Annotated in this window: 18 protein-coding genes; 17 read left to right on the forward strand and 1 reads right to left on the reverse strand. The window is 69.5% G+C overall.

Annotated features, from left to right (window positions below; genetic code table 11):
• The first annotated feature begins 12 nt into the window (after positions 1 to 12).
• The 17 genes from ACJX2R_RS12950 to ACJX2R_RS13030 all read left to right on the forward strand — a co-directional run bounded on the left by ACJX2R_RS12950 (position 13) and on the right by ACJX2R_RS13030 (position 15,396).
• Complete coding sequence (locus ACJX2R_RS12950; RefSeq protein ID WP_413100244.1) at positions 13 to 369, forward strand: hypothetical protein; 357 nt, start codon at positions 13 to 15, stop codon at positions 367 to 369.
• Positions 366 to 1,190 (forward strand): DUF317 domain-containing protein, encoded by an 825-nt coding sequence (locus ACJX2R_RS12955; protein ID WP_413100245.1) that lies wholly within the window; start codon positions 366 to 368, stop codon positions 1,188 to 1,190. The genes ACJX2R_RS12950 and ACJX2R_RS12955 overlap by 4 nt, the downstream gene beginning before the upstream one ends.
• Before the next feature lie 176 nt (positions 1,191 to 1,366).
• The gene (locus ACJX2R_RS12960) at positions 1,367 to 1,705 is read left to right on the forward strand and encodes a hypothetical protein (protein ID WP_413100246.1); all 339 of its coding nucleotides are present in this window, start codon (positions 1,367 to 1,369) and stop codon (positions 1,703 to 1,705) included.
• 2 nt (positions 1,706 to 1,707) lie between these two features.
• On the forward strand, positions 1,708 to 2,487 hold the full coding sequence (locus tag ACJX2R_RS12965; protein WP_413100247.1) for a DUF317 domain-containing protein: 780 nt from the start codon (positions 1,708 to 1,710) through the stop codon (positions 2,485 to 2,487).
• Positions 2,488 to 2,516: 29 nt separating this feature from the next.
• Positions 2,517 to 4,307, forward strand: coding sequence for a type IV secretory system conjugative DNA transfer family protein (locus ACJX2R_RS12970; protein WP_413100248.1), 1,791 nt, complete (start codon positions 2,517 to 2,519; stop codon positions 4,305 to 4,307).
• A gap of 52 nt (positions 4,308 to 4,359) precedes the next feature.
• On the forward strand, positions 4,360 to 5,277 hold the full coding sequence (locus tag ACJX2R_RS12975; protein ID WP_413100249.1) for an XF1762 family protein: 918 nt from the start codon (positions 4,360 to 4,362) through the stop codon (positions 5,275 to 5,277).
• Positions 5,278 to 5,308: 31 nt separating this feature from the next.
• Positions 5,309 to 6,025: a hypothetical protein gene (locus tag ACJX2R_RS12980; protein ID WP_413100250.1), complete on the forward strand. Its 717-nt coding sequence runs from the start codon at positions 5,309 to 5,311 to the stop codon at positions 6,023 to 6,025.
• A 27-nt stretch (positions 6,026 to 6,052) separates the two neighbouring features.
• Positions 6,053 to 6,901, forward strand: a complete 849-nt coding sequence (locus ACJX2R_RS12985) for a hypothetical protein (protein WP_413100251.1) — start codon at positions 6,053 to 6,055, stop codon at positions 6,899 to 6,901.
• Entirely contained in the window at positions 6,898 to 7,623 is a 726-nt protein-coding gene (locus tag ACJX2R_RS12990) for a DUF317 domain-containing protein (RefSeq protein ID WP_413100252.1), read from the forward strand. Before ACJX2R_RS12985 ends, ACJX2R_RS12990 begins: the two co-directional genes overlap by 4 nt.
• A gap of 34 nt (positions 7,624 to 7,657) precedes the next feature.
• A complete protein-coding gene (locus ACJX2R_RS12995; RefSeq protein WP_413100253.1) occupies positions 7,658 to 8,659 on the forward strand; it encodes a hypothetical protein in 1,002 nt (333 codons plus the stop codon).
• 33 nt (positions 8,660 to 8,692) lie between these two features.
• Positions 8,693 to 9,295, forward strand: a complete 603-nt coding sequence (locus ACJX2R_RS13000; RefSeq protein WP_413100254.1) for a hypothetical protein — start codon at positions 8,693 to 8,695, stop codon at positions 9,293 to 9,295.
• A gap of 439 nt (positions 9,296 to 9,734) precedes the next feature.
• Complete coding sequence (locus ACJX2R_RS13005; protein ID WP_413105842.1) at positions 9,735 to 10,598, forward strand: hypothetical protein; 864 nt, start codon at positions 9,735 to 9,737, stop codon at positions 10,596 to 10,598.
• Positions 10,595 to 11,866, forward strand: coding sequence for a DNA cytosine methyltransferase (locus ACJX2R_RS13010; protein WP_413100255.1), 1,272 nt, complete (start codon positions 10,595 to 10,597; stop codon positions 11,864 to 11,866). The genes ACJX2R_RS13005 and ACJX2R_RS13010 overlap by 4 nt, the downstream gene beginning before the upstream one ends.
• On the forward strand, positions 11,863 to 12,984 hold the full coding sequence (locus ACJX2R_RS13015; protein ID WP_413100256.1) for a DnaB-like helicase N-terminal domain-containing protein: 1,122 nt from the start codon (positions 11,863 to 11,865) through the stop codon (positions 12,982 to 12,984). The genes ACJX2R_RS13010 and ACJX2R_RS13015 overlap by 4 nt, the downstream gene beginning before the upstream one ends.
• A gap of 107 nt (positions 12,985 to 13,091) precedes the next feature.
• Entirely contained in the window at positions 13,092 to 13,757 is a 666-nt protein-coding gene (locus ACJX2R_RS13020) for a DUF317 domain-containing protein (protein WP_413100257.1), read from the forward strand.
• A 370-nt stretch (positions 13,758 to 14,127) separates the two neighbouring features.
• Positions 14,128 to 14,364, forward strand: coding sequence for a DUF397 domain-containing protein (locus ACJX2R_RS13025; RefSeq protein ID WP_413100258.1), 237 nt, complete (start codon positions 14,128 to 14,130; stop codon positions 14,362 to 14,364).
• Positions 14,365 to 14,454: 90 nt separating this feature from the next.
• Entirely contained in the window at positions 14,455 to 15,396 is a 942-nt protein-coding gene (locus tag ACJX2R_RS13030; protein WP_413100259.1) for a helix-turn-helix domain-containing protein, read from the forward strand.
• Here ACJX2R_RS13030 and ACJX2R_RS13035 read toward each other — a convergent pair whose 3' ends face one another.
• Positions 15,397 to 16,242, reverse strand: coding sequence for an SAM-dependent methyltransferase (locus ACJX2R_RS13035; protein ID WP_413100260.1), 846 nt, complete (start codon positions 16,240 to 16,242; stop codon positions 15,397 to 15,399).
• Positions 16,243 to 16,746: the final 504 nt, after the last annotated feature.

Here is a 16,746-nt window from a genome sequence, read left to right on the forward strand (position 1 = left end):
CCGAGGAGCCCGATGCCCGCACTCACCCCGGACACCATCCGCACCGCGACCGAAACGCTGGCGGACCTCACCGACTACCTGCGCGACAGCCCCGACCCCGTGAAGGCCCTCGCCCTCGTCGAACCCCTCCTCGACGAGTACACCGGCCTGCCCGTCCAACTCGCCGACACCCTGCGAGCCCTCGCCCGCGCCGTGCAGGACCACCCGCACACACCATGCGGCAAGGCGACCAACCTTGTGGTCGACGAGTTGCGCACGGCCGCGTGGGAGCTGACCGACCAGCACACCCTCCACTACGCCTTGGACGACCTGCGTGTCCTGTACGCGAAGACCCCCTCGCCCACGTCGGGGGGTGGCCGGTGCCGGTGAACAGGCGGCAGCTCGACGCCTTCGCCGACACCCACCTCTGGCGGATCCCGTTCGATACCAGTCCCCGTCACCTTGCCGGGCCCGGGGACGCCCGTCACGTCACCCACGGCCTGGCCGCCGCCGGATGGACTTGCACATCCGACCCACTGAGTTCCGAGATCGTCCTGCGCAGCCGGAATCACCGGCTCACCCTCCAGTTCGACCCGCAGTCCGCCACCTCCGCGTGGTGGCGGCTGCGTGCCGAGCGCACCGACACCGAGCGCAGCTGGTACGCCGAGTTCGGCGAACTCGTCCCCGCCGAGATCCTCGGCAGCCTCACCGACGCCCTCATCGGCCCACCGCCCGCACAGCAGCCAGATCCCTTCGACGTCCTGAAGGCCGCGGGCTGGACGATCGACGCCGAGAAGACCGCCATCTCGCCGGACGGCATGTGCGAGATCCGTCAGCGCCACGACGGTGGCAGGCACCACGCGTGGCACTGGCACGTCGAAACCCGCGAGCCGGGATACGGCACCCCGACAGGACCCCGGATCTGGCACGCCTGGATAGACGGCCACGCACCCGCTCGCCTGATGAACGCCTTCGCTGCCGCGCTCGCCAACCAAGCCCCGCTGCGGCGCGCGTTGTTCGACCGCACCGCCCACCACAGCGTCGTACAGAAACCAAGCCCCCTCACCCCAGAACGGGTCGTCGAGGCGCACACCGCCCGCCTCGACGCCGTCCGCGCGCAGGCCCGCGCCGCCCGACGCCAACAGCAGCCGAGCCCTACAACGGCCATGCCGGTCAAGGCCGGCGCTCCCCGTCCGACCGCTCGCCGCTGATCCCGCGAGAGAGGAACCCCGCCACCATCTCCCTCGATCCCACCGCCCACCGCGCGTTCCTGCGCCACCTCGACGGCTTCATCCGCGACAGCAAGGAGATCCTCGACGCCTGGGACGCCTACTCCGAGGACCACACCGACCTCGACGGCTGGCCCCACGACGACCACGCCTACGGCATGCGCGCGAGCCAGCGCGACGCCGACACCCACACCGCGTTCGAGCCGCTCCGCTACGGCGCCCGTCACCTGCTGGCCACCGCCGAGACACAGCTGGCCAAGCTGCCGGAGAAATCGGTGCAGAGCCGCTGGGTCTACCAGTTGGGCGTTCTGCACGCCGCCCTCGACCGGCTCGACGAACTGCACGAGCAATGGCTGGCCACCCGCGACACCCTCCCCGCCACCGCCAAGCCCGGCACCACCGACTTCGAAATCAACTCCGCGGACCGCAGGGCCCGTTCGCCCCTGGCGTCCATGCCGGCCTCCGCATCCGTCCTGCGAAGTGCGGCACGGAAGTGAGCATGGCCCCGCGTCCCGAGGCCGTCGAGGTCGACTTCATCGCCCCGCGCCACCTCGCCGGCGGCGGTGACCCCGCCTGGATCACCGTCCCCCTCCACCGTGCCTGCGGCTGGAGTCACGGCAACGACCCCCTGATGCCCCGCGTCCTGCTCTCCAGCCCCGATCAGAAGGCGCTCCTGCGTCTGGAGCCCGATCCCGATGGCCAGTGGTGGACGCTCAGCCACGCTGCGGAGCCGGGCCGGCCCGCCTGGTACGCGAGCTTCGGCGCCCGCACCCCCGTCGAACTCATCGCCGCCGCCACCGACGCCCTCACCGACCCGGCCCCGCCGACGGGCGCGCCCTGCGATCCGTTGGAGCCGCTTCGACAGATCGGCTGGTCACCCGCCCCCGCGGACAACGGCCTCGTGTCACCCGACGGCACCGCGTACCTCCAGCGGCTGGGCAGCGCGGACGAACCGGGCGCCTGGTTCGTCACCGCCACGCTCGCCCCGGACCGGCCGGTGTGGCAGGCCCGCTTCGGCGCGCACACTCCCGCCCGCCTGATCACCGCGTTCACCGCCGCGCTCGCCGATCCCAAGCCCATACCGCGCATCGACAGCGGGCGCAGTCTCCCAACCAGCGACCCGAACGTCGTCACCCGAAGGACCACGGACGTGCCCGCCGTGCACGTCGCCGGGGCGCTGGAAAAACGCGTCCACTCCCTCGCTGCCCGGCACACCGCCCCGCCGACGAGCCCGGCCCCCTCGCCACAGCCACCGGCCAAGAACAACCGCCGCCGCTGACCCCCTCCTCGCCCGGAAGCACGTAGCCCTTGCCCCCTTCCTCCTCCAGCAGCAACACCGACGGATACGACCTCGTCCTGCGCCTCCTGATCGGCGTGCTCACCGTCGTCGTTCCCCTGTCCCACCTCGCCTGGCTGTCCGGCAACATCACCGCCTACCTCACCGGCGCCGCCCGGGCCCCCTACCAGCCGACCAACGCCCTGCTCCACCCCGAGGAGGTCTGGCCCGACGCAGGAGAAACGTCCCTGCTGATCGGTGCCCGCATCATCCCCGTTGCCCTGCTCCTTGCTCTCGGGACGGGGGCGGGCATCCTGTGGTCCCGGCACAAGAACCGGAACAGCGGCCGGAAGAAGATCACCGGCATGGCCAAGGCCCGGGACATCGAGCCGCTGATGACCAAGGCGATCACCGACAAAGCCCGCTCCCTGCGCCCAAGCCTGAAGGACGCCAAGCGCATCGACGCGAAGGACACCGGCATCCTCCTCGGCAACCTCCAAGGCAGCCGCCACGAGGTTCGGATGGGGTTCGAGGATGTCGCCGTCGCGATCATGGCGCCCCGGTCCGGCAAGACCACCTCGCTCGCCATCCCCTCCATGCTCAGCGCGCCCGGCCCGGTCCTGCTGACGTCGAACAAGGCCGCCAAAGACGCCTTCACCACCGCCTACGAGGCCCGGGCGGAGGCAGGGGCGGTGTGGACCATGGACCCGCAGCAGATCGCCCACGCCGCCCGCGAGATGTGGTGGAACCCGCTCGCCAGCGCGAGAACCCTGGACGGGGCGAACCGGCTCGCCGGACACTTCCTCGCCGCCTCGGTGGACGCCTCCCAGCAGGGCGACTTCTGGTCCAAGGCCGGCAGCAACATCCTGTCCCAGTTGCTACTGGCCGCAGCGCTCGATGAGCGACCGATCACCGACATCATGCAGTGGCTCGCCTTCCCCGCCGACCGCACCCCACTCGACATCCTCCGCGACCATGGCTTCGCCGCTGTCGCAGCCCAGCTCAAGGGCACCGTCGAGGGCCCCCCGGAGACGCGCGACGGCATCTACGAGACCGCCCGCCAGTACGCCGCCGCCCTGCTCAACTCCGAGATCGCCGGGTGGGTGACGCCGCAGAAGGACATCGCCGAGTTCCGGCCTGCTGACTTTGTCACCTCCACCGACACGCTGTTCCTGCTGAGCAAGGACGGTGGCGGCGGAGCCTCGGCGCTGATCGCGGCGTGCGCGGACTCGGTGATGCGCGCCGCCACCGCCCAGGCCGAGCGCGCCGGGGGACGCCTCGATCCGCCGATGCTGGCGATCCTCGACGAGGCCGCCAACGTCTGCAAGATCAGCGACTTGCCGGACCTGTACTCCCACCTCGGCAGCCGCGGCATCATCCCCATCACGATTCTCCAGAGCTACCGCCAGGGACAGAAAGTCTGGGGGGACGCGGGCATGGACGCCATGTGGTCCGCCTCGACGGTGAAGGTCATCGGCTCCGGCATCGATGATCCGGACTTCGCCGACAAGCTGTCCCGGCTGATCGGCGACCACGACGTGGAGACCACGTCCACTTCGCACTCGGAGTCCGGCAAGTCGACCTCGGTCAGCCTGCGGCAGGAGCGGATCCTGCCCGCCGACGCCATCCGCGCTCTGCCCAAGGGCACCGCGCTGTGCTTCGCCACCGGCATGCGTGCCGCCATGCTCGATCTGCGGCCGTGGTACCTGGAGCCCGGAGCACAGGAGCTGTCCGCCGCGTCCGCCCGCGCGTCGAAGGCGATCACCGCCCGCGCCGTGGCGAAGCACGCGCCGACACAGTCCGACTTCGGGAAGGCCGTGTGAGCGACGTCCGGCTGCACCTGGTACCGGTGCGCTCCCGTGAGGCGAGGACTTCGTGTGCGCCTGGCACCGCCACCATCCGCCACCACCGGGTCAGATCTTCGCCGTCGGAGCCGCCGACGAGACCGGCACACTGCGCGCCGTGGCCATCGTCGGCCGGCCCGTGGCCCGCCACCTCGACGACTGCGCCACCCTCGAAGTCACCCGGACCGCAAGCGATGGCGCCCGCAACGCGAATTCGCTGCTGTACGGGGCGTCGTGGCGCGCGGGGAAAGCCCTCGGATACCGGCGCTTGATCACCTTCACCCAGGAGGGCGAGAGTGGCGCGTCCCTGCGCGGTGCGGGCTGGCAGCTGATCGCCCGCCGCCCGCCCCGGGCCGGATGGCACACCCCCCTCCCGCCCCCGGACGGGTCACGGCAACGACCACGTCGCCCGCTTCCTGTGGCAAGCCCCCTGAACCACGTGCCTGGAGACGCCCTGCACACCTACGAACCCGCCGACCTCGACGACATGTCCCCGCGCCACGCCGTAGACGCCGTGACCGCGGACGTCCGCGACCACCACATCACCGTGGACGGCACCGGCCTGTTCACCGCCACGCGGCACATCGACCTGCTGTGCCACCTGGCTGCCCGCATGGCCGCCGACGTCGAGTATCAGCTCGCCCCGAACATCGCCGGCCTCCCGCCCGCCGAGACCCTCGGCACGAGCGCCGGCCACCTCGGGCGGGCCATCGCCCACTACACCCAGGCCCTCGCCCCGCTCATCACCCTCACCACCACGGCGCAGGACACGCTCCGGCAAAAGCTCGACGCGCTCGACCACCACAGCCGCCTGCGGATCCACCTCGACGACGCCGGACGGGCCCTGGCCGCAGCCCGCACCGCGCTGGAGGCGCCTCGGCCCCCCGCTGCTGCGCGCGCACCCGCCCCGGCGCCGTCGCAAGCCCCAGCCGTCCGGCGCCGCGCATGACGACGCCGCCCCCGACGGCCTCCTGTTCGACGTGGCCGCCCCGCCGACGCCGGTTGAACGGCTGCTGCTGCTCGCAGACCAGTACGTGGGGCACAACGACACGCTCGACCGCCTCCTGCGGGCCGGTCCGCAAGCCGAGCCCGATGCCCACCTCGCCTCCGCACAGCGGCTCGCCTCCGCGACCCGCACTGCCCTCAAGGCGGTCACCGACGAGCGGCTCTACGAAAGCCACGCGTTGTCGGACACGGTGGTCCGCCTCCAGCAGCTCGCCTTCCTCAGCAGCGCCTCCGCGGAACACCGTCTCCCGATGGCCCGCATGCTGACCGCCCTGGCCCCCGAAGCCGCCACGGGCTGCGCCGACAGCGTCGCCCGCGAGATCCGACGCCGACGCTGGAGTGCCACCGACGCTCCAGACCACGAGCTGACCGCCACGCAGCACACCGCCCTGTGGGAGATCGCCTGCGGACACGTCGTGGTCACCAGCTCCCTGGGACGGCACTACGTCCACTTCCGGGGCGAGCGTGTGCTGATCGGCACACTGCGGTCGCTGGAGGCGAACGGCCTGGCCGAGCGCGTCCCGAAGTCCGCGTCCTCCGCCTACGTGGGCGGCCCGTTTCAAGACCGAGTCCGTCTCACCGCCGCCGGCACCACGGCCTTGGCCGCCGCCATCAGCCGCCCTCCCACCACCACGGCACCCGGTACGGCACCCGCCCCCGCCGCAGTGAAGACAGCCACCCGAAGCCGCTGACCCATCCTCCCGGAGTCACACCACCCCATGCCCCTGCCCGATCTGGCAGAACAAGTACAACAACTCCGCACTCTGGCAAGCGAGTTCGAGACGCTGCACACCCGCGTACGGGACGTCTCCTACACCCCCGGCACCGACGCGCTGCGCCAGATCAGCCCCCTCCTGCTCAAGGCCCAGGACCTGACCGCCGCCACCCTCGTCCACCTGGGCGCGCTCGACTCCAGCCCGTACACCGGCATCGCCGGCAGCCGCGCCAGCCTGGAGTGCCTGTCCTCGGTCGTGGTCGCCGCCTCCCTGGCCAGCAGCGACCTCGCCAGCGCGCTGTACGCCCACCCCTACGACGGTGCTCCGTTCCCCGGCTATCCGGCGGACGACGCCTCGGCGCGCACCGCTCGCCACGCCGAGGCCATCCCGAAGATGACCGGCCACCTCGCCGACGCCGCCCACCAGCTCGACCTGAGCGCGACCGGATGCCGCTACGTCGCCACCGGTATCACCCGCGACCTCGCCGCCACACGCGATGAATCCGCTTCCGCGCAGCGGGCTGCCCGCCCTGCACTGACCAGCGCCCAGTACGACGCTCTCAAGGCCCTCGCCCTCGGCGGAGGGCGGCTGTATGAGAGTTCGCAGCGTGGGCTGGGCGTGACCCGCGTCGCCACCGACGATGGCACCCGCGTCTCCATCGCCACCTTCCGGGCCCTGGCCAAACGCGGGCTCGTCGACCGGGACACCAGCACCTCCCTGTTCCGCGGGCAGAAGATCACCATCACCCAGCATGGGCAGCAGGCCCTGGCCACGCCGCGTCCCGCAGCCACGGCGGCGACCCCCACGAGAGCCGCCGCCAAACCCTCCGCAGCACAAGGGGCACACCGGTGACGCACTTCCAACCCCAGGACCGGGTCCTGGTCTCGCCACGCCATCTGGCGGGCGCGGGAATCGACCGGCTCGCCGACGCGATCGGTCCGCTGATCCACCTCTTCGGCTGGCAGAACGAGCACGATCGCGCGACGGGCCGCATCACCGTCAGCAGCCCGGACGGCAGCGTATTCGTGAACTTCAACTCTTGCCACGCACAAGGACAGTGGTGGTCCATCTCGCACCACGAGCCCTTCTGGGAGGCCGAGTTCACGCGGCAAACCCCGATCGAGGCCATCGCCGCCGTCACCCAGGCCCTGCCCCAGCTGATCGGCGACCACCGCCACGCCGACCAGATCCCGCTCACGACCAGCCCCCTCGCCCACATCGCCGACCTGAACCACTGGCGCGCCGACGGCGGCACCTTCACCTCGCCCGACGGCCACTGCCTCCTGCAGCACACCCCCGGAAATGAGACCCCGTGGCGCTTCCAGCACCACGTCTACGACAGCTTCGGCACCCACTGGCACGCCTCCTTCACCCAGGACACCCCCGAACAGCTCCTCGCCCAGTTCTTCACCCACCTCGCGACAACCGCCCCGGTGGAGCGCACCTTCAGCAACGTCCCCTACCTCGTGCAGGACCTGGACGACGCGCTCATCACACCTGTCCGCGGAGCCGCCATGAACCCGCACGTCCACCACGCCGCCGCCCAGCTCGGCCGCGCCGTACGCCGCCGCTGACCCCGCCCCGGCGAACGGAGCCCTTCTGCCCCAGATGACCACACCCGCCACACCCGCCACACCAGCCGAGCAACTTCTGCTCCTGGGAGCCGACTTCACCCGCCACAATGACACCCTCGCCCGGCTCCGGCTGAACGACTCCAGCTCCGCAACCGCCCTCACCCACCAGGCCGCCGCCACCCAGCACCTGGCCCGATCGGCGCTGGACATCGCGGAGACCCTAAACGCCCAGCGGATGTACCGCAGCCCCGTTGTCCGCGCCGTGTACGCACGCGTGCGGCAGCTCGCCCACCTGGCCACGGACGCAGCCGATCACCTCCTCAACGCGGTGAACATCCTCAACAACGCCCGTGCCACGGTCTCCGTCCAGGACAAAGACGCGCTCCCGGCCTACCGGCACGCCCTGGGAGAGGCGAGCAACCGCCTCACTCTCGTACGGGACCTGACCGCCCTCGGCGCCAAGGACTCACTAACAGCCGCCGAACAGTTCGTCACCGAACAGCGGCGAAGCGCCCCGCCGCCACACCACCCGCCTGCCCTCTCACCCGCCCAGGACGCCGCGCTGCGCGCCACCGCGCGGGGCGAAGTGACGATCAGCCGGCTGAACGACAAGCCCTACGACATCCGCATCACCATCAGCACCATCCGCTCCCTGGAATCCCGCGGCCTGGTGACCCGCGAGCCATGCCCACTCTGGCTCCACGACGAGCGGGTCCACCTCACCGCCGACGGCCGCCACACCCTGGCCGCCACCTTCGGCCACCCACGCGCACGACCGCCCGCCCCATCCGCCACCCGGCCGCGACTGCGGCACACACCGCGGCCCGTTGACCCATATCCCCCTGGAGTCACCACACCTTCCGACACCCCGACAACGCACGACCTCACCGACCAGATCTGTCCCGACGCCGCTCCCCGCGACGTGACCCTTAGCTGCAGCGTCCACCGACAGGCGAGTTCAACCACCTCGCCCTCCTCAGTCAGCCCGGTCCCGCCAGCGGCACCGGAACAGGCCACCTCGCGCCGGGCCCGCTGAAGCAGCGCCGCACCCCCAACGCCCAGGATCATCTTGTCTTTGCTCGACATCCCCGATGTGTTCATCGGGTCCACCGACGACGGACACACGTTCATCATCCTCAACCGCCGCCTCCGCGACGCCGACCGGATGCTGACCGAGGCCGGGTTCCTCGCCCGCAAACACCTCGGCCGCACGCTCTATCTGCTCTCACCGGGCACCGCGCAGGACACGCACGAGCGCGCCGGGATCGCAATGTACGGGCTCTTGGCCCACACCCACGACCTCGTCGACCTCGCCTGGACGACACGCTGGAGCCCCGACCATCCCATGGCCGATCCCGACCTCCGCTTCCATATCGGCGACGGCACCGTTGCCGTGACCGCCAGGCCCCCCACCGCCCGCTCCCTCCTGGAGCAGCACGGCTTCACCCCCACGACGGACGGCTCGTCCTACCGCCCGCCGAACGGGCTGAACGAGCGCGGACTGCTCGGCGCCATCACGGCTGCCGAGACGCACGCCTATACCCAAGGTCTCAGCGTCCGAGTTGGCCTCGGCATCCCCACGCCGGCCGACGTCCCCGCCGCACACCGCCATCCAGCAGCCGCCGCCACCGGCTCACCGACCCCACCCTCAGCCCGTCGCCGCACCCGCTGACCCGGCGCATCCACCCCTCTCCCCACGGCCGGGATGGCTCTACGCACCCGTCAGCACCGCTCCCACCGGCTAGCGCGGCCCGCTCGACATCCCCCTGCCCGCCGACTTCACCGAGAACCTGCGCACCGGGACCCCACCATCTGTGGTTTCAGGCGTGGGGATCTCCACCCCAACCCTCGCGTCATGCGGGCACCACGTCAGGACGGGCCGTCCTGGTCGGTCCACCACCACAGCAGTTCATCGAGCCGGCCATCGACCTCCTCAACCGCATCCCCGCCCTCTACGACGCCATATACCGCCACCGGCTGATTCCGCCCAGCCCGCTGACGCACCAGCCGCAATGAGGGCGGCGCCCCACCCCTCCACCCCAGGACAGACCATTTCAGATCAGCCCCGATTCCGCGCCCTTTCCCTTGGCGCGGGAGTCCAATCCAGCACCCTGCTCGCCCTCTCAGCCGAGGGCATCCTCCCCAAGCTCGACTACGCGATTTTCGCCGACACCGGATGGGAACCCGAAACGGTTTACGCCCACCTTGACCGCATGGAGAAGGAGATAGCCAAGCCCGCCGGGATCCCCGTTCTGCGCGTGTCTTCCGGGAACATCCGCAGCGACGCACTGAACCCAGATCACCGGTTCGCATCCATGCCCCTCCACATCCTCAACAAGGACGGGCGACCTGGAATGACCCGAAGGCAGTGCACCGGCGAATACAAGGTAAAGCCGATAAAGCAGAAGGTCCGCGAGTTGCTCGGCCATCCGTACCCATTGCGCATACCGAAGGGGGTGTTCGTCGAGCAATGGGTAGGGATCTCCACGGATGAATTCCACCGCGCCAAGGACGCAGACGTCAAGTACATGCGCAACCGGCATCCTCTTCTGGACCTGTCCTGGAGCAGATCCGACTGCCTTCACTACCTGACTTCGCTCGGACTCGCGGACACGCCGAAATCGAGCTGCCTGGGATGCCCGTTTCATGGAAATGCGCAGTGGAGGCACATCAGGGACACATCTCCGTCCGAGTGGGCAGACGTCGTTGAATTCGACGCGGCCATCCGGCAGGGCAATGCCCGCGCCAATGCGGCGGGCAACCGACTGCTCGGCGAGGCTTTTTTGCACCGCTCTCGCGTCCCACTGAGCCAGGCGCCGATCGACCACGTCACCGCCGCGGAACGGGCAGCCCTGCGCCTCGATGCGGACGAGGCCGATGCGTTGGAGAACGGCGTCGAGGACGGCTGCTCGCCCTGGGCGTGCCGCGGGGATGCGGGTGCGCCGACGCAGGACGACTTCGGGCTGGCCACGTGATACTCGACCTCTTCGCGGGGCCGGGCGGATGGAGCAGAGCACTGAGCGTCCTCGGCGTGCGCGACATCGGTCTGGAGTGGGACGAGTGGGCCTGCAAAACCCGTTCCGCTGCTGGGCAGTTGACAGTCCGGACCGACGTCGCGAGGTATCCGACGCGGCCCTTCGTCGGCCGGACACCCGGGCTGATCGCTTCCCCGCCGTGCCAGGCGTGGAGCATGGCCGGCAAGCGACTCGGCCTGGTGGACCAGCCGCTGGTGCACGCGGCGGTTGAGGATCTCGCTGCCGGACGCGACACCCGCGAGCGGCTCCTCGCCGCTTGCCGTGACGAACGCTCGCTCCTAGCGGCTGAGCCCATGCGCTACCTCCACGCCCTGCACACGGCCGGCGAACCCGAGTGGGTCGCCATGGAAGAGGTACCGGACGTCCTGCCCCTGTGGAAGCAGTACGCCGCTGTCCTGCGGCGCTGGGGCTTTTCCGTGTGGACCGGCATCCTCAACGCCGCCGACTACGGGGTACCGCAGACCAGGAGACGAGCGATCCTGATCGCCTCCCGCGTCCAGGCCGCCGAGCCTCCTGCGCCGACCCACGCTCAGGTTGCCGAACCGGAGTCGCTGTTCGGGCCGGGCCGCGCCCGCTGGGTCAGCATGGCCGAGGCACTGGGCTGGGGTGCCACCGACCGGCCCGTCCCTACCGTCTGCGCCGGCGGCGGACCAGGAGGCGGCCCCGAGCCCTTCCCGTCCGGCTCCCGGAAGACGCTGTCCGACGCCCGCAACCGTGGCACCTGGACACCGCGTCCGGACGGAATCATTCTGCACCCCTGCCGGGAAACCACCAGCTGGACCGCCCCGCACGTGCACCTCGGCAACCGGCCCGCCAACCACCAGGCGCCCCCAGCCACCGCCGAGGCGCACCGCTGGTCCTGGTCCCTGCGCAGCAATAACCAGGCCAACGCCACCATCCGCCGTGCCGACGAGCCTGCGGGGACGCTGTTCTTCGGGCATCGCGCGAACGAATGCACCTGGGTCCCCGAGCCCGCCACCTCACGACCGGAGGATGCCCAGTCCCCTGCCGTCCCTGATCCGATCCGGATCACCGCCCGCGAGGCCGGCATCCTCCAGACCTTCCCCGCCGACTACCCCTGGGCCGGCAACAAGGGCCAGCAGTTCTCCCAGATCGGCAACGCGGTGCCCCCGCTGCTCGCCGCCCGCCTCCTCGCACCGCACCTGCGCGCTCCCCTTGACCCCGACGACTTCGCCTTGGCCGCATGACGACCCCCACCCCTCACCCGGACGAGGACGCCCTCTACACGCTCCCGCCGCCGCAACCGGTCTTCTATATCGAACAGGCTCTCCTGGGCGCCCTCCTCCTGCAACCGCAGCGCCTGTCCGACGTGACCGGGATCTCCCCCGACGCGTTCTCCAGCGCCGCGCACGCCGCCCTGTTCACCGCCATCCGCAGCATGCCGACCCCCGACCCGGCCCAGCACGCCAAGAGCACCCAGTGGCTCGACTCGGTGCTCACCGCCGCGGGCGAGCACACCCGCGGACTGACCGCCTCCTACCTGCACGGCCTGATCCAGGTCTGCCCGTGGCCGCGGCACGCGTCCGCCTACGCGCGGATGATCGAGGCAGAACACGCACGCCGCCTCCTGCGCGCCGCCGCCCAGCGCCTCGCACACACCGCGCGGGACACCTCACTCCCGCACCCCGCGTCCACGGCCCTTGCCGAAGCCCACGCCCTCACGGCCATCGTGGACGACATCGCCGCGAAGTTCCCACCGCACTCCCCCTCCCCACCCCGCACCCCCACACCACCGCCGACCACAGCCCACAACGACGAAGAGGCGATCGACGAGGAACGGCTGCTGCTCGCGACCGCGACCGCGCACCCCGACGACATCGAGCACATGCGGTGGCTGACCCCCGACGACTTCACACACCCCGCCCACGCCGGGATATGGCACTGCCTGACCGCCCTGGCCCGGCGCCATGCCCCCATCGACCCGGTGACGGTCCTGTGGGAGGCCCAGCAACGCGGCCATCTCACACCCGGCACCGACCCCACCGATCTCCTCGACCTCCTCGGCGCACCCGTCGGCTCCCCGGAACACTGGGGCGAACGCATGCTCCAACGCTCCCTCCTGGCCACCGCCCACCACACCGGCCACCGCATCGAGGCATTCACCGACGACCCGGCCACCACCCCGTACCAACTCGTCGTCGGCAGCCGCCGAGCCCTCGCCAACCTGTCCGCCATCCGCTCCCGCTGGCACCACGCCACCGCGCCGGAGCCAACGACCAGGCACGCACCCGCCAGGGCCACAGCCACGCCCCGGGCCGGTCCGCCCCGCATCACAGCCCAACCCGCCACCCGTGTCTCCCGCTGACCCCGAACCCGCAGGTGGCCGGACCTCCATGGTCCGGCCACCCGCAGCAGAGAGAGCACCCCTTCGTGACGACAGAGCCCGAACCTCCCACACCCGGACCGAAAATCGTGCCCGCCTATGCCGCCGCCCCAGGCGACCACGACGCCGTCCTCGACGAATTCCTCGCCGCACACAGCGACTGGGAGAAGTGGCGGACCTGGTCCGATAACACAACCCACGCCATCCACGAATCACAGACCCTGCGCATCGAGCACGTCCACGAAGTCCACCCCCGCGAGACCGCCTGGACCGTGGCCGCCTACGAGACGCCCGTCTCCGACCGCTTGTGGCACCTCACCGCGACCGGTTCCACCCCAGCCCCTGTGCTCCAGACCCTGCTGGACCTTCTCGCCGACGGCGACAGCTGGGACATCCCCATCGGCAACCCCGCCAGAGCCGAAACCGTCGCCTCCGCCACCAAGCCACTCACGGACGCCGGTTGGAAGTCCACCCTCCACGGAAGCCTGATCCGCTGGACGAGCCCCTCTGAAGACGCTGGAGTCCAGTTCAACGCCTCCGCCGCCCAGAACCCGAACAGTCCCAGCCCTACCTGGACCGTCTGGGCCGGCGCCACCATCGATCACCCCACCAGGGCACTTAGCGCCTCGCCCTGCACCCCAGACCCCGTGATCGCCGAACTGGCCACGGAACTCACCCACAGCCCCGTCATCCGCCGACAGCCAGCCCCCGCCGCCCCGACCAGCCCCCGTTTCCAGGCCGACCGACACCACTGACCAACACACCCACCTCCCCGACAGCAGCTGACTACAGGCGGCCCGGGCCCGTGAATTCCTCATCACTGCCGCACGTGTGGAACCGCCGCCCCACGCCACCCGCCGCCACCGATTCAACTCCAGCCATTCTCGGGCTTTACCCAAGGACGCGAACACCGCCTCACTTTCGTCATATCATCGGCTTTTCATCCAGGTGAGAGCGCCCATTCGAGGGACGCCGCGAGGAGATCAACAGCGCTAGGCTTCCATCACAAGTTTCACCGCCCCGTGAAAATTTCAGAGGCGGCTGCAAGCGGGGCCGCGGGGAAGTGGTAGGCGACCGGCACCGGCGAGGATCGGCGCTGGCCAGACACAAAGGACAGGTGCGAAAATGATCACGATCAACAACGGCACACCGGCCAGTGAGATCGCTGGCGCGCGGTGGACGAAAGCGTCGGCGAGCGACGCGCTCAACGATTGCGTTGAGCTTGCACGCGTAAATGAAACCGAGGTCGCGGTCCGTAACTCACGTTTCCCTGACGGCCCCGCACTGGTGTTCACCCGCTCCGAGTTCAGTGCCTTCCTCGACGGCGCGAGCAAGGGTGAGTTCAACACCCTGGCTGTCTGAAACGATACGGCCACGGCTTGCCTTTGGACCGGGCGGCTGGCAATCCTGAGCGGGCACCGCGAGGTGCATTAACCGTCAAGGAGAGGTCCGGTGCAGGGGAGAGTTCTGGCCCTGGTGGGCGGCCATGAGCCGCCCACCACTCCGAGTGCTGCTGAACGCGTGGTCCGCAACTATTTGCGATACCTGCGCAAGCAGGCCGGGATGAAGCAGCGCGATGTCGTGGGCCGGGTGGAAGGCATCGGCTCGCTTGCGGCTGTGTCCCGGTACGAGACCGGCAGCACGAGGAAGCTCGACGAAGACACCATCGTTGCCCTGTGCCGCTTTTATGGGGCCCCGGAGGCCCTGATTGACGAAACGGTGCTGCTGGTACGGCAGTCGCTGCAGCAGTCGTGGTGGTCGAACTACGCGGACGTGGTCGATAACAATCTGGCCCGCGTCTTCGCGACCGAGGCCATCTCCAAGGGCGTCCGCACGTATCAGGAGGTCAATGTCCCCGGCATGCTGCAGACGGCCACCTACACACGGGCCCTCATGCAGGACTACTACCGGATGTCGGTCGACGAAGGGACCTGTCGGAAGAACCAGGAACTGATGGAACGGCGCCTCGAAGTGCGCCGGCAACGCCAGACTCTCCTCGAACAGCCCGACGCCCCCGACTACCAGGCGCTGATCGCCGAGAGCGCCATCGCCAAGCACACGGGTGGCAAGATCGTGATGCGTGAACAGCTGCGCCATCTGCTCCTTGTGGCCGAGAACTGGCCCCGCGTACACATCCGGATCCTGCCGCACGCCGCACAGGAGCAAGGGAGTGCCCGCCACCATTCCATGACCCTCTTCAAACCGTACGACGGCGATGAGGGCCAGCTGCTCTATCTGGAGAACACCAACCGGGGCGGCGAGTACCTGGTGGAGCCCGGCGAGGTCGAGCCCTACCAGGCATGCATGGATGACCTGTGGGCGCGGGCCGGAGGGAAGAACGAGACGCTCGATCTGCTGGAGATGTACATCAACAAGCTGACAGACCCTCGGTAGTCACGGGATCCGGGCGACGGCGCCGTATTCGATCCACTCGTCCGTCTGCTGCCGGGGAGCGAGATCACTGTCGGGCTTCCATCGGGACACCTCGACCGGTCCGTCCCCCTCCACAAACTCCAGCCCGTCGAAGTACCGGTTGACCTCGCTCGTGGACCGTACCCGCCCCCACTTGTTGCCGGTGGTGCGGGCCATGAACTGCGTGATTTCGGAGCGGAGTTCGTCATCGTCGGAGGCGAGCTGGGAGATGACCAGGTAGCTGCCCGCAGGAAGGCGCTGGGCGACCGCACGGATCAGAGCCCAGGGGTCATCGTGGTCCGGGATGCAGTGCAGCACCGACACGAACAGGGCTGCAACCGGCTGGCCACCTTGAAGGAGCTTCTTGACTTCGTCGCTCGCGAAGATCGTGTCCACGGCCCTGATGTCCGCGTGAAGGACAGCTGTCGTGGTGGGGTCCTCGGCCAGCATCATCCGTCCGTGCGCCACGACGAGGGGATCGTTGTCGACGTAGACAACTTCACTGAAGGGATCGACTTCCTGCGCTACCTGGTGGACATTCGGGCGAGTCGGAAGCCCTGATCCGTGATCGAGGAAGCGGCGCACACCGTGCTCGGCCGCGAGGCAGCGCACAGCTCGCACGAGGAAGGCGCGATTGACGAGCGCCAAGTCCTTCGAGCTGGGCGCCATCCGCAGCAACTCGTCACAGGCATCGCGGTCTACTTGATAGTTATCTGTGCCACCGAGTAAGAAATCGTACATCCGAGCAACGCTGGGCCTGCTGAGATCAATGATGAGCCGCTCCCCCCACTCATGCGCGCATGACCCGACCGGGACATGCGACCCCATCGGAAGAGGCCCATGCTAGAAGCGATCAACAAACAAATTCCACCCGCGTCCACGGTCGAGGGAAGACTTCTCGACGCACATCGTCCGCCTCATGTTTCCCGGGCGCACCGGCGCACACCAGGTGAATCTATACCGGCATCAGCCCCTGGCATATTCGACTTAAGCCTGGGCTGCAACTTTGTGCAACGCACGTCGGCTCAGCAACACGAACTCCGCACTGGCCAGCCCCATCACCTCGCCACCTTGCTGAGCGCTCAACCCCAGCTTGTGACGTAGCAGCAATGCGTCCGCTTCACGACGCTCAAGGACGCGATATAGCCGTGCAACGGATGGAGTACGGCTCGAACTCGCGCACTCCACGAGGTACTCCCACGTCACGACGGCCGGAGACGGACTCCTCAACACCGCATCCCACCGCGACACCAGGCCCTTGACAACCGAGGCCGCCACCGCCACCCCAATTGCGGCCGAGCCCGTGCAGGCAGCGCCGTATCGCCAATAAAT

It is taken from the genome of Streptomyces sp. Inha503 (assembly GCF_047215865.1).
Classification (GTDB): Bacteria; Actinomycetota; Actinomycetes; order Streptomycetales; family Streptomycetaceae; genus Streptomyces; species Streptomyces lycopersici.